The 14,006-nt window shown below is 62.1% G+C and carries 16 protein-coding genes and 1 pseudogene; 8 read left to right on the forward strand and 9 right to left on the reverse strand.

Features of this window, described 5'->3' with window-relative positions:
- Positions 1-70 precede the first annotated feature (70 nt).
- Positions 71-838 carry a citrate/2-methylcitrate synthase gene (locus tag R5R73_RS16740; protein ID WP_322528117.1) on the reverse strand — a complete coding sequence of 256 codons (768 nt, stop codon included), beginning with the start codon at positions 836-838 and terminating at the stop codon, positions 71-73.
- 148 nt (positions 839-986) lie between these two features.
- On the opposite strand from R5R73_RS16740, the pseudogene R5R73_RS19310 reads away from it, so the two are divergent.
- Positions 987-1,151 (forward strand): annotated as a pseudogene (locus tag R5R73_RS19310) (DUF4158 domain-containing protein); the annotation flags it as partial.
- A gap of 49 nt (positions 1,152-1,200) precedes the next feature.
- Here the strand turns inward: R5R73_RS19310 and R5R73_RS16745 are convergent.
- Positions 1,201-2,502, reverse strand: a complete 1,302-nt coding sequence (locus R5R73_RS16745; RefSeq protein WP_022997615.1) for an ISL3 family transposase — start codon at positions 2,500-2,502, stop codon at positions 1,201-1,203.
- A 78-nt stretch (positions 2,503-2,580) separates the two neighbouring features.
- The gene (merR, locus tag R5R73_RS16750) at positions 2,581-3,027 is read right to left on the reverse strand and encodes an Hg(II)-responsive transcriptional regulator (RefSeq protein ID WP_006911920.1); all 447 of its coding nucleotides are present in this window, start codon (positions 3,025-3,027) and stop codon (positions 2,581-2,583) included.
- Between the two features lie 73 nt (positions 3,028-3,100).
- On the opposite strand from merR, the gene merT reads away from it, so the two are divergent.
- The 6 genes from merT (at position 3,101) to R5R73_RS16780 (ending at position 6,198) form a co-directional block, all read left to right on the forward strand.
- Positions 3,101-3,451, forward strand: a complete 351-nt coding sequence (gene merT / locus R5R73_RS16755) for a mercuric ion transporter MerT (RefSeq protein ID WP_006911919.1) — start codon at positions 3,101-3,103, stop codon at positions 3,449-3,451.
- Between the two features lie 13 nt (positions 3,452-3,464).
- Entirely contained in the window at positions 3,465-3,761 is a 297-nt protein-coding gene (gene merP / locus R5R73_RS16760; RefSeq protein WP_006911918.1) for a mercury resistance system periplasmic binding protein MerP, read from the forward strand.
- A 2-nt stretch (positions 3,762-3,763) separates the two neighbouring features.
- Positions 3,764-4,021, forward strand: a complete 258-nt coding sequence (gene merF / locus R5R73_RS16765; RefSeq protein ID WP_021031449.1) for a mercury resistance system transport protein MerF — start codon at positions 3,764-3,766, stop codon at positions 4,019-4,021.
- 73 nt (positions 4,022-4,094) lie between these two features.
- Complete coding sequence (merF, locus tag R5R73_RS16770; RefSeq protein WP_006911916.1) at positions 4,095-4,340, forward strand: mercury resistance system transport protein MerF; 246 nt, start codon at positions 4,095-4,097, stop codon at positions 4,338-4,340.
- Entirely contained in the window at positions 4,333-5,982 is a 1,650-nt protein-coding gene (gene merA, locus R5R73_RS16775; RefSeq protein WP_008957401.1) for a mercury(II) reductase, read from the forward strand. Before merF (R5R73_RS16770) ends, merA begins: the two co-directional genes overlap by 8 nt.
- Before the next feature lie 81 nt (positions 5,983-6,063).
- Positions 6,064-6,198, forward strand: a complete 135-nt coding sequence (locus R5R73_RS16780) for a hypothetical protein (RefSeq protein WP_008957399.1) — start codon at positions 6,064-6,066, stop codon at positions 6,196-6,198.
- A 6-nt stretch (positions 6,199-6,204) separates the two neighbouring features.
- Here R5R73_RS16780 and R5R73_RS16785 read toward each other — a convergent pair whose 3' ends face one another.
- The 5 genes from R5R73_RS16785 to glnA all read right to left on the reverse strand — a co-directional run bounded on the left by R5R73_RS16785 (position 6,205) and on the right by glnA (position 11,858).
- Complete coding sequence (locus R5R73_RS16785; protein ID WP_416221198.1) at positions 6,205-6,651, reverse strand: alpha-amylase family glycosyl hydrolase; 447 nt, start codon at positions 6,649-6,651, stop codon at positions 6,205-6,207.
- An 87-nt stretch (positions 6,652-6,738) separates the two neighbouring features.
- Entirely contained in the window at positions 6,739-8,148 is a 1,410-nt protein-coding gene (glnG, locus tag R5R73_RS16790) for a nitrogen regulation protein NR(I) (RefSeq protein WP_071230829.1), read from the reverse strand.
- A 324-nt stretch (positions 8,149-8,472) separates the two neighbouring features.
- Entirely contained in the window at positions 8,473-9,516 is a 1,044-nt protein-coding gene (gene glnL / locus R5R73_RS16795) for a nitrogen regulation protein NR(II) (protein ID WP_322528118.1), read from the reverse strand.
- 141 nt (positions 9,517-9,657) lie between these two features.
- The gene (locus R5R73_RS16800; protein ID WP_322528119.1) at positions 9,658-10,230 is read right to left on the reverse strand and encodes a DUF4124 domain-containing protein; all 573 of its coding nucleotides are present in this window, start codon (positions 10,228-10,230) and stop codon (positions 9,658-9,660) included.
- Between the two features lie 221 nt (positions 10,231-10,451).
- A complete protein-coding gene (gene glnA, locus R5R73_RS16805; RefSeq protein WP_087720099.1) occupies positions 10,452-11,858 on the reverse strand; it encodes a glutamate--ammonia ligase in 1,407 nt (468 codons plus the stop codon).
- A 421-nt stretch (positions 11,859-12,279) separates the two neighbouring features.
- Between glnA and R5R73_RS16810 the strand changes: the two genes are divergently transcribed.
- A complete protein-coding gene (locus R5R73_RS16810) occupies positions 12,280-13,269 on the forward strand; it encodes a polysaccharide deacetylase family protein (RefSeq protein ID WP_322528120.1) in 990 nt (329 codons plus the stop codon).
- 20 nt (positions 13,270-13,289) lie between these two features.
- On the opposite strand, the gene R5R73_RS16815 is transcribed toward R5R73_RS16810, so the two are convergent.
- Complete coding sequence (locus R5R73_RS16815) at positions 13,290-13,838, reverse strand: nucleotidyltransferase family protein (RefSeq protein ID WP_322528121.1); 549 nt, start codon at positions 13,836-13,838, stop codon at positions 13,290-13,292.
- Between the last annotated feature and the right edge of the window lie 168 nt (positions 13,839-14,006).

Genomic DNA, 14,006 nt, shown 5'->3' on the forward strand with positions numbered 1-14,006 from the left:
CGCAGAGGACCGCCTCTCGGCTCTGAGCGACACAGGGCGGCGCGAGCGACCCGCACGTGCCTCGCCACGCTCATGGGCGGGGGACGTAACGGGCGCGCGGCCGCCAAAGGCCGGTCACGCTGCGCTGCTCCTCCACATGCGCAGCCCAGCCGGCCATGCGCGCCACCAGGAAGAAGACCGCAGCCGACCAGACGGGAAGCCGGAGCGCCCGCACCAGGCAGACGACGGCGAACTCATGCCTGGGATGGTCCGCGAGATTCTCCTGCGCCCACCCGACGAAATCGGTCACCTGTCGCATGTTGAAGGAGTCGTCGGCCAGCTCCGCGGCGATGGCGAGCAGGTGCCTCGCGCGCGGGTCGCCGCCCATGTAGAGCGGATGCGTGAAGCCCGGGATCCGCTGCGCCCGCTGGTGCAGCCGCAGGGCCTTGTCACGCAGCGCTGTCGCGGACGGTCTTGCGGTGAGGAAGCGGTCCACGACCGCATAGTGCCCGGCGATCTCGGTGCCGGCGCTTGCGCAGATGCCCACGGCGATACAGTCGAAAAGGTTCGCGCCTCCCGAGGCCGCCGCGCGGACGGCCAGGGTGCCGGGCGGCAGTTCGTGGTCAGCGAGAAGCACGAGCAGCGCGTTCACCGCCCGGATCCGCGCGGGCGTGGTCTCGCACCCGAAGGAGCGGATCAGCGTCGATGCGATCGATTCGGAGCGATCCGGCAGCGTCAGCGCTCTGGCCGGGCCGACACATCCCAGCGCTTGCGCCACCGCACAGATCAGCAGGCGCGCCTCTTGCGCGACACCCGCGTCCTGGGCACCGCCGCCCGACATCCGGCGGGTGCGCTCCAACTGGGGGTCTCCTCGTTTTCAGTGCAATAAGTGACGGTACGCAAAGCTAGCACTGGCGCGGGGGTGGTCTGGGTAGACCGTTGATTTCATTGACTTTCCTGTTCGCTTTGTAAACGGGTATGGTGGCCTCCCACTTTTGAGGTTCACGATGCAGGGTTGGCACACAACGTTTTTGGGGATGCGTGGGCTCCCCCGCGATATCAGCGACTTCGAGATGAAGGCATTTTTCACCTTCGATGGTGCCGAGCGCGACGCAATCAATGCACGCCGAGGTGATTCCCACAAGCTTGGTCTGGCGCTCCATATTGGTTTCGGGTATTCGGATTAAGTGGTAGATGGAGCCCCCTTGCTCCTTCGAACCCTTAACTCTCCCAGAAGGTTGATAGATCGACGCCGTAGTTTATCTCAGGCTCGGGAAGACCCATGCTGTAGGTCATGGTGGCCTTGCCCAGGAAGGGGGATTCCTTGGTCTGCGGCACCTTCTTCTTGTGCTTGGTGGTGTAGAGCATCCGGGCCCGCATCACCTCGAATGAGTAGCCACGGCCATCGCGGTTCTTATCCTTGGCCAGCCGGTTGATTGACTCCGTGAAGGCGTTGGTGATCGGGATGTCGGTCTCGAAGTAGGTCAGCATCTCCTCATGCCAGCCACTGATAGCACTGACGAGATCTTTCCAGACCTCCTTTTGCCCCTGTGGGATGTCGTCAATCCAGGCAGTCAGCGCCTTCTCGGCGTCACGCCGGGTTGTGGCGTCCCAGATGTGGAAGAACCGCTCCTTGTGCTCGTAGGCCGCCAAGAGCTGGGGGAATGCCCCTGTCCAGGTCTCCATGATGAGCCGTTCGCGATCTGAGACATCGTGAGCGCGCTTCAGCAGGATCTTCCGGTCACCCTTGAGGGTTCGGCGCTGGTTGGACGTCAGCTTTTTCCTGAGCCCCTTGCGGACCTTTTCCAAGGCCTCGTTGGCCATTCGCACGACGTGGAACTTATCGACCACAATGCGAGCCTGCGGCAGCACCGCCTGGACAGCACGGCGGTACGGTTTCCACATATCCATGCTGACGATCTCGACCTGGTGGCGCTCGGTCATGCTCATGAGGCGCCTCGTCACCGCGTCCTGCTGGCGACCGGGCAGCAGGTCCAGTAGGGTACGCTCCTCCAGGTTGGTCAGGATGCAGCGGTAGCGGCGGTTCAGGTACAGCTCGTCGATCCCCAGGCAGCGGGGTGTCTCGAAGCGATGCCAGGCTGCCAGGAACTCAGCCTTCTTCTTGAATATCTCGCGGACAGTCTTCTCGTCGAGGCCCGTGGTATCAGCCACGTAGGCGTAGGGGTGATTGAAGGCTTCCTTCTCGACGTGGTTGTAAAGCCTCCGCGTCATGCGGTGATCGTCTACCATTTCCGGAAGAGCTGGCCGGAACGTCCTTCCACACGCCCGGCAGGTGTAGCGGCGACGGACCACCCAGAGGGTGACCCGCTTTCCGTGGATGTGTAGGTCGCGATAGGCCACATCGCGCTTACCGAACCTGACAAACTCACTCTCAACGCCGCATTCCTCGCAAGCTAGAGGCTCAGGAGCTTCAACCTGGTAGTGGAGATCATGCTCTTCCATCTTGGTGGCTAGGACGTGGTACTCGGGAAGGTGAAGGATGTTGTCAGGCAAGCTGGTCATGCAAACTTTCCTTGTCGACATGGTCTATAGATGATCGCGACTCTTTGACCGCGTTGTTTTCTACGAACTGAAGGTGAGTTACTCCCTTGGGTCTTCTGCTTCTCTGAGCCCTTCATGCAATGACGCAATTAGCGGGCAAGTGATATTGCCTTGTTGTGCATGGCATCGGTCGACCATTTCGCTCAGCACCTTCTCAATTCTTTCAAGCCTGTCGATCTTCTCGCGAACGTCCCCTAACTTGTGCTCTGCGAGAGCACTGGCTTCTTGACAGTGGGCGCCATCTTCCAGCCGAAGTAGGTCACTGATCTCATCCAGACTAAAGCCTAGCTGCTGCGCCGTTTTCACGAACGTCAACCTGTCGATATCGGCGGCACTATAGCGTCGAATACCTCCGGGAGGTCGTTCGGGCTCCGATAATAGCCCTCGTCGCTGGTAATAGCGGATTGTCTCGACATTGACGCCGGCCGCCTTGGCCAGGCCGCCAATGGTCATGGTGTCCGCCACTTTATCTGCATGTCTCTTCATGATGCTTGACTCCGTACCAAGCTACGGAAGTAACCTTATCGTAGCTCCCCCCATCCCGAAAGGAGAATCGTCAATGCGGACATCTAAAACGGGGCGAGGGCCCCTGGCCGCCGGAGGAGTCGCGGCCCTCCTGGCCTCGGCGTGTTGCCTCGGCCCGCTGGTTCTGATCACGCTGGGCGTTTCCGGCGCCTGGATCAGCAATCTGGCGTCGCTGGAGCGCTATCGCCCGCTCTTTATCGGCGTCGCGCTGGTGGCGATGTTCTTCGCCTGGCGTCGCGTCTTTCGGCCAGTGGAAAAGTGCCAGCCGGGAGAGGTGTGTGCCGTGCCACGGGTCAGGACGGGCTACAAGGCGATCTTCTGGCTCGTATCGCTGCTGGTGCTAATCGCCCTGGTATTCCCCTACGTCTTGCCCTTGTTCTATTAAAAGGAGATCTACCATGAAAGCTCGTTTCGCCTTCATCGCGCTACTCGCCCTGCTCAGCACGCCCGCCTTAGCGGCCTTGCAGACCGTGAAGCTGTCGGTGCCGGGCATGACCTGTGCCGCCTGCCCGATCACCGTCAAGGCCGCCCTCAACAAGGTGGACGGCGTCTCGCAAGTCGACGTGAGCTACGCGGATCTCGAGGCCGTGGTCACCTTTGACGACGCCCGAACGTCGGTGGAGGCATTGACCGAGGCCACCACCAACGCTGGGTATCCATCAACCCCGACATCCTCGCAAGCGGATCGAGAGTGATCATGAAGAATCCCAAGACCCTGCTGCGCGTGAGCGTGATCGGCACCGTCCTGGTGGCATTGTGCTGCTTTACGCCGATCCTGGTGATCCTGCTTGGCACGGTGGGCCTGGCGGCGCTGACGGGCTATCTCGACGTTGTGTTATTGCCGGCCCTGGCCTTCTTCATCGGCCTGACCATTTATGCGATTTGGCGTAAGAAGCAGTTCGACGCCTGTTGTGACAACTGCTCTATCAAATCAAGGAATACGCCCCCTGAGTGACATCAAGCAGCTGCACATCGCGGTCATCGGGTGAGTTGTTTACGAGCTTGTCCGTCACGGTGAAGGAATAAGCGTGAAAGATTCGCAGAAATTTTTAAGCGTCGTGCTTGGCACCGGGTTGATGGTGCTGTGTTGCGCCGGGCCAATCGCCCTGGTGCTATTCGGTACGGCGGGCCTGGCCGCGTTGGCAGGCTATCTCGATTACCTGCTGTTTGCCGTCCTGGCCATCGTCATCGGCTTACCTCTCTACGCGCGATACCACAAGCGGAAGCAGGATGCCGGCTTTACTAATGAAGACTCGGAGAAACGTGATGATTGAACTCAACGTGAGCGGCATGACCTGTGACCGCTGTGCGGATCATGTCAGGGAAGCCTTGGAGAAGCTGCCCGGCGTGCAGTCGGTGGAGGTATCCTATCCTCAGAGGACGGCATCGGTAGCCGTTGATCCGGGGACACCGGCCTCGGCGTTGACGTTTGCCGTGACCCGACTTGGCTACCAAGCTCGACTGGCCAACAGTGGGCCCACTTCCCCGGCAGGCGCATCGGTGTCCAAGGGCCGTGATGAAGACGCCCCGCACATCGCGGTGATCGGCAGCGGCGGCGCCGCCATGGCGGCGGCCCTGAAGGCCGCCGAGCGCGGCGCCCGGATCACCCTGATCGAACGCGGCACCGTCGGCGGTACCTGTGTCAATACAGGCTGTGTGCCTTCGAAGATCATGATTCGCGCGGCCCATATTGCCCACTTGCGTACGGAAAGTCCCTTCGATGCAGGCCTGAGCGCCCAGGCGCCGGTGGTGGATCGGGCCAAGCTGCTCGAGCAGCAGCAGCGACGTGTCGAGGAACTGCGTGACGCCAAGTACGAGGGGATTCTGCGCGACCACCCGGCCATCACTGTCCTGCACGGCGAGGCCCGGTTTATCGATGCCCATAGCCTGATGGTCAAGCTGAACGAGGGCGGCGAGCAGGTCGTCCACTTCGACCGCGCCTTCATCGGTACTGGCGCCCGACCGGCAGTACCGCCGATCCCGGGTCTTGCCGACACCCCCTACCTGACCTCTACCAGTGCTCTGGCCCTGGACACTCTTCCCGAGCGGCTGATTGTGATCGGCGCCTCGGTGGTGGCCCTGGAACTGGCCCAGGCCTTCGCCAGGCTGGGCAGCCGGGTCACGGTGCTGGCCCGCAGCCGCCTGCTCTCCCAGGAAGACCCGGCGGTAGGGGATGCGGTGGAGGCGGCGTTTCGCCGCGAGGGCATCGAGGTCCTCAAGCAGACCCAGGCGAGCCGTGTGGACTACACCGACAATGAATTCATTGTCGACACCAACGCCGGCACCTTGCGGGCGGATCAACTGCTGGTGGCCACCGGACGGACACCCAATACCGAGGCCCTGAACCTGGCGAGCCTCGGCGTGGAAACCGCACATGGGGCTATTCTGGTCGATGAGCATCTGCACACCACGGTGCCGGGGCTCTATGCCGCCGGTGACTGCACCGATCAGCCGGAGTTCGTCTATGTCGCCGCCGCCGGGGGCAGCCGGGCTGCCGTCAACATGACCGGGGGCGAAGCCACCCTGGACCTGAGCGCCATGCCGGCGGTGATCTTCACCGACCCCCAGGTGGCCACCGTCGGCCTGACGGAAGCCGAGGCCATCGAGCAAGGCTTCAGCGTCGATACCCGTGAGCTGGACCTGGAAAACGTGCCGCGTGCGCTGGTGAATTTCGACACCGGTGGTTTCATCAAGCTGGTGGCCGAACGCGACTCGGGCCGGTTGCTGGGGGTGCAGGCGGTGGCGGGGGAAGCCGGTGAGCTGATCCAGACGGCGGTGATGGCGCTACGCGCACGCATGACCGTACACGACATCGCCAATGAGCTGTTTCCCTACCTGACCATGGTGGAAGGGCTCAAGCTCTGTGCCCAGACTTTCACCAAGGATGTGACGCAGTTGTCCTGCTGTGCCGGGTGAACGATATGAGCGCGACCGTGGTGCCACTGGGCGGCGGCACCACGGGTTTTGGGCATGGACACCACAGGGAGCCCTGTCACGATGAACACGACACTACCAGATTGCGGGATGATGGGGGCGATGGGCTGGATAATGCCAGTGATCGGAATTGCCCTACTATTGCTACTGGTCCTCGGCATCGCCTGTTTGGTGAAGTATCTGCTCTCTAGCAAGTGAGCGTACTCAGCGAGCCATCAACCAGCTAATCCGTTGTGGGTTGAGTTTGTCGGCCACCTTTAGCTCTCGCATACCAACCAGATAATCCGGATACCCGGAACTTCGGCTTTGCAGAAACCAGTGGTGCTGATCGGAGGTATGGCTCAGCACCAGGTCGATGATCACTTTCAGTCCCAGACCGTGGGCGCGCTCGAGCAGCATCTGGAAATCGTGAAAGGCGCCGAACATCGGGTCGACGCCGCGATAGTCGGTCACGTCGTAGCCGAAATCCTTCATCGGCGACGGAAAGAACGGTGAAATCCAGATCGCATCGACGCCCAGTTCGGCCACGTAGTCCAGCTTGGCGGTGATACCGGGAAGATCGCCGATGCCGTCGCCGCGCGCATCCATGAAGCTTCGTGGATAGATCTGGTAGATGACGCTGCCACGCCACCATTGGGTCGAGTCGAACATGGAACTTCCCACATTGATGTCGTTTGATCACGGCCGTGCCGGCTGCGGCCTTGCTACAACCCCCGGCCATGCCCGATGCCCACCGGGCTATTCGTCAGCCAGTGCCGGCAACAGCACCTTGACCTTTCGCGTCAGCGTGTTGCGCCCCCAGCCCAGCAGTTCGGCAGCCTCGCCCTTGCGTCCGCCGGTGTGCTTCAGGGCGGTCTCGATCAGGATGCGCTCGAAATCCGGCACCGCCTCTTCGAGCAGGTGCGTATGCCCCGAGGCCAATGCCCGATCGGCCCACTCGCGGAACGCGTTGCGCCAGTCGCCGCTCGGCGTCTCGTTGCCTTCGAGTTCGCGCAGCTCCGGCGGCAGATCGTCGACCAGCACCTCGCGACCGGAGGCCATCACGGTAAGCCAGCGACAGGTGTTTTCCAGCTGTCGAACGTTGCCGGGCCAGGGTAGGCGTGTCAAATGCGTCTCGGCCTCCTTGGTCAGCACCTTGGACTCGGCGGAGAGTTCCTTGGCGGCCTCGGCGAGAAAGTGCTGGGCCAGGCGCGGAATGTCCTCGCGGCGCTCCGACAGCCGGGGCAGATGAACGCGAATCACGTTGAGCCGGTGGAACAGATCCTCACGGAAGCGCCCTTCCGTCACCAGCTTTTCCAGGTTCTGGTGCGTCGCGGCAATGATCCGCACATCCACCTTGACCGGCACGTGCCCGCCGACCCGGTAGAATTCGCCATCCGCCAGCACGCGCAGCAGGCGCGTCTGGGTATCGGCGGGCATGTCGCCGATCTCGTCCAGGAACAGCGTGCCGCCATCGGCCTGCTCGAAACGCCCGCGACGCTGGGCGGCAGCGCCGGTGAACGCGCCCTTTTCGTGGCCGAACAGCTCGGATTCCATCAGATCCTTGGGGATCGCGGCCATGTTGAGCGCGATGAACGGGTGCCCGCTACGCGGGCTGTGCTGGTGCAACGCCTGGGCGACGCGCTCCTTGCCGGTGCCCGATTCGCCATTGATCAGCACCGTGATGTGCGACTGCGACAGCCGGCCGATCGCCCGGAACACCTCCTGCATCGCCGGCGCTTCACCGATGATCTCGGCGGACAGACCCTCCGGCATCGCCGCGGGAGAACGCCGCTCGCGGGCGTGCGCCACCCCGCGCCGAACCAGCGCCAGCGCATCGTCGACATCGAACGGCTTGGGCAGGTATTCGAACGCGCCGCCCTGATAGGACGCCACGGCGCTGTCCAGGTCGGAGTGCGCCGTCATCACGATCACGGGAAGGTCGGGATGCATCTGGCGGACTTTTGCCATCAGATCGAGCCCGTCGAGCCCCGGCATGCGAATGTCGGTCAGCAGCACGTCCGGCGGGTTGCGTTCGATCGACTCGAGCGCGGCATCGGCCCGCTCGAAGGATTGCACTTCCAGGTCCGGCTGTGCCAGTGCCCTTTCCAGAACCCAGCGAATCGCACGATCGTCATCGACGATCGCGATACGAGCGACTTCAGTCATGGCAGTTCTCCAGCAGAACGGTGAATCGCGCTCTCAGCGACTTCGGTACTCTCGATAACTTCGGTACCCTGACAACTTCGGTACTCTCGACAACTTCGGGACTCTCGATAACTTCGGGACTCTCGACAACTTCGGGACTCTCGATAACTTCGGGACTCTCGACAACTTCGGGACTCTCGATAACTTCGGGACTCTCGATAACTTCGATACTCTCGATAGCTTCGATACCCTCGACAACGTCGATACTCTCGACAACATGGGCCAACGGCCCGCGCGCACGACCCGGTCGAGGCGCTCGCGTACGAAGAAGGGATGCGGCCAATCTCACTGCTGCGCCTCGAACGGGATCAGCAGCCGGAACTCCGTGGCGCCCGGCTGGGATTCGCATTCGATCAACCCCTGATGCTGATGCAGAATCGACTGCGCGATCGACAATCCCAGGCCGCTACCCTCGGCGCGACCGGAGACCATGGGGAAGAACAGCGTCTCGCGGATGTGCTCCGGAATGCCCGGGCCGTTGTCGACGATCGCGACTTCACACACCAGCCGGTGGCGCTCGGCGCCCAGGGTGAACTGACGGCGAACCCGGGTACGCAGCAGCAGGCGCGGCTCGGGCGTTCCGAACTCCTCCATGGCCTGCACCGCATTGCGCGCGATATTGAGAACGGCCTGGATCAACTGCGGCTCGTCGCCGACCAGATCCGGCATGCTGGGGTCGTAATCGCGCTCGAAGCTCAGTTGATGATGCTCCGCCTCGAGCAGCGCCCGAACCCGCTCCAGCACCTTGTGAACGTTGAGCGGCTCGTGGTGCACCAGCGTATTCGGGCCCAGCATGCGATCGACCAGATCCCGCAGGCGATCCGCCTCCTCGACGATGATTCGGGTGAATTCGGCCAACTGCGGATCGGGGAGATCCCGCTCCAGCAACTGCGCGGCGCCGCGGATGCCACCCAGTGGATTCTTGACCTCGTGGGCGAGGCCGCGCATCAGCACCTTGACCGTCTCCTGGCGCGCGATCAGCGCCTCCTCGCGGGAAATTCGCAATAGCCGATCCCGCGGCTCGATCTCGAGCAGCAGTTCGCGGCTGGTGATCGGCGTCGCGGTGAAATCCACCGTGATCACTTCCCCGGCGGTCAGCACCATCGCCGCTTCCCGCTGCGTGTAGGGATGAAACTCCTTCATCGCCTTGAGCAGTACCTGTCGGATGCTGCCGTCCTCGCCGTTCAGGCACTCCAGCCAATGGCCGACCACCCGGGGCCGGCTCGCGGCCAGTAGCGCCTCGGCGGCAGGGTTGAGCCAGCGCACGTGCAGATGCTCGTCGAGTAGCAGGACGGCGGTCGTCAAGTGCTCCAGCAAACGTTGATACATGCGTCGTTCCATCGTGGTGATCCGGTATGTGCTTATACAGTGCAAAAACCGCGCCACTCCCCGATTTCGCTCAGGACCGGGAAACGCTCAATAGCAACCAAGTCTTCATTCACCAAAATGGTGCAATTCTCAAATCGCTGCCTATCGATTATTCGAATTCGGGTTATTGGGATTGGCGGGCAGGTTGACGCTGGCCCGCTGGACGTAGAGCGTCACCGCTGGCGTCGACAGCCGCACCTGGCCCTGAGCGTCCAGCAGCTCAGCCTGGATCTGGTGCTCGCCGCGCTCGAGCTGGCTCAGCGCGAACACGCTGGTATGCATCGGCGATTGACTCACCTTGCCGTCGACCCGGAGCTGAACGCGGTCGCCCGGCTGCAGTTCGGGCTCGATCGCCAATTGCACCTGAACATTGCCGCCCTGGCCGGTCGGCAGCGTCTCGCCATTGCTCGGGCTGGCGATCGCAAAGCGGTCGTAATCGACCGCCGAAGGCGACGTCGTCGTCGAGTCGGCCGGGCGCGAGCGGCTTTCGACCTCCGCGGGATCAACCACCGTAATGGGCTTGAGATCGATCCGGCTGCCCTGCCCGGGCTCGTCGCTGTAGACCACGTTGCCGTTGGCATCGACATGCCGATAGACCGGAGCCGCCAGTGTCGGCAACGCCACAAGCAGCGCCGCCATACCGCCGACCATCCACCCAACCCGTCGTGCTTGCATCGTTATCCTCTCCTTGTTGCCACCGTTCATGACACCGCTTTATCGGCCGACACCGACCAGGGCCTGAATGTGTCCGGCGCCGCCTGGCTCTCGAGCCACCGAACGTCTCCGTGCGCGTATTCCAGCAAGAGACGAACCGCTGGCAACCACTGGCAAAATAAGAGCCATCCACGAAAAAGCCCCACCGAGGTGGGGCTTTTTGTCAGGCCAAGGTGCGAACCTTAGACACTGTAGTAGAGGTCGAACTCGACCGGATGCGTCGCCAGACGCAGACGCTCGACGTCTTCGCTCTTCAGCTCGATGTAGGCATCGATCATGTCGTCGGTGAACACGTTACCTTCGGTCAGGAAGGCGCGATCGGCGTCGAGTGCTTCCAGCGCCTGATCAAGGCTGGTGGCCACGGTCGGGACCTTCTTGCCTTCTTCCGGCGGCAGATCGTACAAGTTCTTGTCCATGGCATCGCCAGGGTGAATCTTGTTCTTGATGCCGTCGATACCGGCCATCAGCATCGCTGCGAACGCCAGGTACGGGTTGGCAGTCGGGTCGGGGAAGCGGGTCTCGACGCGCTTGCCCTTCGGGTTGGAAGTGTACGGAATACGAATGGACGCAGAGCGGTTACGCGCACTGTAGGCGAGCATGACCGGCGCTTCGAAGCCCGGCACCAGACGCTTGTAGGAGTTCGTCGAAGCGTTGGTGAAGGCGTTCAGAGCACGCGCGTGCTTGATGATACCGCCAATGTAGTACAGCGCCATTTCGGACAGACCGGCGTACTCTTCGCCCGCGAACTGGTTGGTACCGTCCTTCCAGAAAGACTGGTGAACGTGCATCCCGGAACCGTTGTCACCGACCAGCGGCTTGGGCATGAAGGTTGCCGTCTTGCCGTAGGCATGTGCCACGTTGTGGATGACGTACTTCATCTCCTGAACTTCGTCGGCCTTCTTCACCAGGGTGTTGAACTTGACGCCGATTTCGTTCTGACCGGCGTTGGCCACTTCGTGGTGATGCACTTCGACGCTCTGACCGATCGCCTGCAGCGTGTTACACATCGCGCTGCGGATGTCATGGAAGCTGTCGACCGGCGGCACGGGGAAATAACCACCCTTGACGCGCGGACGGTGGGCGAGGTTGCCACCTTCGACCTGACGATCGGTGGACCAGGCACCCTCTTCGGAAGAGATCTTGTACATGGAGCCTTCGATATCGGTCTTCCAATGCACTTCGTCGAAGATGAAGAACTCGGGCTCCGGACCGAAGAAAGCGGTGTCGCCCAGGCCGGTGCTGTTCAGATAGGCTTCGGCACGCTTGGCGATGGAGCGCGGATCGCGCTCGTAGCCCTGCATGGTGGCCGGCTCGATGATGTCGCAGCGCAGGATCAGCGTGGAGTCTTCGGTGAACGGATCGAGGAAGGCAGTCCCGTCTTCCGGACGCAGAATCATGTCGGACTCGTTGATGCCCTTCCAGCCTTCGATGGAGGAGCCGTCGAACATCTGACCATCTTCAAAGAATTCCGCATCGACAGCACTGGCAGGAATTGTGACGTGCTGCTCCTTGCCCTTGGTATCGGTAAAGCGCAGATCCACCCACTTGACGTCGTGTTCTTCGATAAGGGCGAGGGTTTTCTCAGACATGTTGTCCTCCACTGTGAGCCATGGCTCGATTCGTTGGCGAATATCCAACACCGTTTTTTGGCATGCGTGTTTTGTAGCACGAAGTTAGCGCTCTTGCCCACGCGCACACCGTTTTTACATAGCTATGCAGAGAATGTGCCAAAATGAAGCAGGACAGTGAGCGACTGATATAACCGCATGACGAGAAAGATAATTTTGACATCCATTCGTAGGCTAAGCGGCGACTGAATGCACGCAAACCGTTCATCCCGCCGGATCACGAATCGCTGAAAGCACCAACTTGGCGCACCATTTCACCCATATGCACCAATATGGAGCATTGAGTCGTCGCCGGAAACTTTGCCGAAACCCGATAGGCGACGGATACTGTTCGTACGCGCCGTGACTCATGGCGATCAATGACTCAGTAATGGAACTACCCATGCCCAGGCTGGATCGCACACAGGATGTGGTACAGCGCCTACGCGGTCACTGGCGTCTCAATCTCAGCGAGCCGCTATGGGGCCGAAGCGCTATTCTCGCACTGCGCCGGGTACTGGATGATGAAGCCGAGGCACGCCTGCCCCACCGCGCCGATTGGTGTCTGGGCCCGGACAGTTTTCAAAAGCTGCTGGAAAGTCTCAGCGACAGCGCGCAGATCGTCAGTCTGGAGAGCGTGCTGCAGCTTCATCACGATCAGTTGCCCCGCATCGCACTCACGTTCGACGGCGGCTGGCGTGACACGCTCAAGCAGGTTGCACCCACGCTGGAACGCATGGCACTGCCGGCCAACGTCTTCCTCCCCTGCCCGGTCACTCAGCGAGCCTGGAGTTCCTGGCATGAAGCGTTCGGCGAAGCGCTATGGCATGAAGACACGGCCGAGCGTGCCGCCCAGCAGCTGGTCGAAGCCGGCCTGCCCGCGCCGCCGGTTGTCGCCGGCAGCCGGGACGAGCATTACAGTCAAGCGATCAAGACTTACGTTGACGAGCTCGACCAGTCGTACAAGCCGGCGACGCTGTACGCTGTCGCCGCGACGCTGGGTAACGAAGCGATTTTCTCCGACGAGACGTTGGACGCGTTCAGCATCCGGCGGCTCGAACAAGGTGGGCTTTTCCGTTTCGGCAGCCTGATGCCGCCACGATTCCTGACCCAGGACGCCCGGGCGCTGGCCCGACTACGCGAGAGCCAGCACCAGCTGGCCATTCTGTGCCGCCATCCGCTGCCCATCGCCGCCTATGCCGGTGGCGGCGAGGACGACGACCTGGCACGGCTCGCGACCGGCGCGGGCATCGAACACGTGCTGACTCGCCGTACGGGCTGGCTGGAGCCACCGGTCGATACGGTACTCCTGCCCCGTTTCGTCATTACCCAACCGGTCGCCAACAGCCCCGGGCGGCTGTTCGACTGGCTGCTGGGCAACCTGCGCTCCTGAGATTGCCGCAGAGCCCGGCTTCAAAGCTCGGGAATGTCGAGCTTCGGCCACCGTCGTTGCCACCCCTTGGCGGCGACACGGCGCCGGAACTCTTCGCGATCGCCATGCCGCGGGTTGTGCGTGACCCGCCCGGCCAACAGCGAGGCCACACCGAACGGCGCGATCAGGCGGAGGCAATCATCATCGCCCAGCGTGACGCCCACCGCCGTCTCACGTTCGACCCAGACACTCAGCGCTTCCTCTATAGACTCATAGGGGCGATGCCCGTGGCGCTCGTGCATTCGCGCCTGGTTCTTGACCGACCAGGGCAGCGTCGAGGCGCGCTGCAGGCGCTGTTCGTACTTGCGATCGGCGCGCTTGCCGGCATGGGCCGGATCGAAATAGATCAGATCGATATCGTTCAGCGGCGTGGATGGCGAATAGCCGTGCAGGCGATCCCAGACCAGATTGCGCACGAAGCCGGCGGCCAGCCACCAGTCGGGCAGGCACAGCGACCGCGCCTGGCGCAGCGCCTCCATGCGCCAGGCGTCGTCACGAATCCACTCGCCTATCTGCTCAGCGTCTTCCACGGGATCCTCGCAAGAATAAAAACCGCTATTTTTCAGCTAGTTGTGATGACAATAAAAGGCGCGCCAGAACCGGGTCCGGGGCAAACGACCTTCTCTCGCGCCCGCAGGATCGCCGTGAAAAAAGATCTTGCGCTACGCCGATAGACTAAAGTAGCCAGTGTCGCGCGC

This window comes from Salinicola sp. LHM (assembly GCF_034479735.1).
Classification (GTDB): Bacteria; Pseudomonadota; Gammaproteobacteria; order Pseudomonadales; family Halomonadaceae; genus Salinicola; species Salinicola salarius.

What these genes read in the sequence shown, in the direction of transcription:
- merF (WP_021031449.1), top strand. Translation starts at nt 3,764, where the DNA reads ATGAAGAATCCCAAGACCCTGCTGCGCGTGAGCGTGATCGGCACCGTC.
- R5R73_RS16800 (WP_322528119.1), bottom strand. Translation starts at nt 10,230, where the DNA reads ATGCAAGCACGACGGGTTGGGTGGATGGTCGGCGGTATGGCGGCGCTG.
- R5R73_RS16745 (WP_022997615.1), bottom strand. Translation starts at nt 2,502, where the DNA reads ATGACCAGCTTGCCTGACAACATCCTTCACCTTCCCGAGTACCACGTC.
- glnA (WP_087720099.1), bottom strand. Translation starts at nt 11,858, where the DNA reads ATGTCTGAGAAAACCCTCGCCCTTATCGAAGAACACGACGTCAAGTGG.
- R5R73_RS16785 (WP_416221198.1), bottom strand. Translation starts at nt 6,651, where the DNA reads ATGTTCGACTCGACCCAATGGTGGCGTGGCAGCGTCATCTACCAGATC.
- merT (WP_006911919.1), top strand. Translation starts at nt 3,101, where the DNA reads ATGCGGACATCTAAAACGGGGCGAGGGCCCCTGGCCGCCGGAGGAGTC.
- merR (WP_006911920.1), bottom strand. Translation starts at nt 3,027, where the DNA reads ATGAAGAGACATGCAGATAAAGTGGCGGACACCATGACCATTGGCGGC.
- R5R73_RS16810 (WP_322528120.1), top strand. Translation starts at nt 12,280, where the DNA reads ATGCCCAGGCTGGATCGCACACAGGATGTGGTACAGCGCCTACGCGGT.
- glnL (WP_322528118.1), bottom strand. Translation starts at nt 9,516, where the DNA reads ATGTATCAACGTTTGCTGGAGCACTTGACGACCGCCGTCCTGCTACTC.
- merA (WP_008957401.1), top strand. Translation starts at nt 4,333, where the DNA reads ATGATTGAACTCAACGTGAGCGGCATGACCTGTGACCGCTGTGCGGAT.
- glnG (WP_071230829.1), bottom strand. Translation starts at nt 8,148, where the DNA reads ATGACTGAAGTCGCTCGTATCGCGATCGTCGATGACGATCGTGCGATT.
- R5R73_RS16780 (WP_008957399.1), top strand. Translation starts at nt 6,064, where the DNA reads ATGAACACGACACTACCAGATTGCGGGATGATGGGGGCGATGGGCTGG.
- merP (WP_006911918.1), top strand. Translation starts at nt 3,465, where the DNA reads ATGAAAGCTCGTTTCGCCTTCATCGCGCTACTCGCCCTGCTCAGCACG.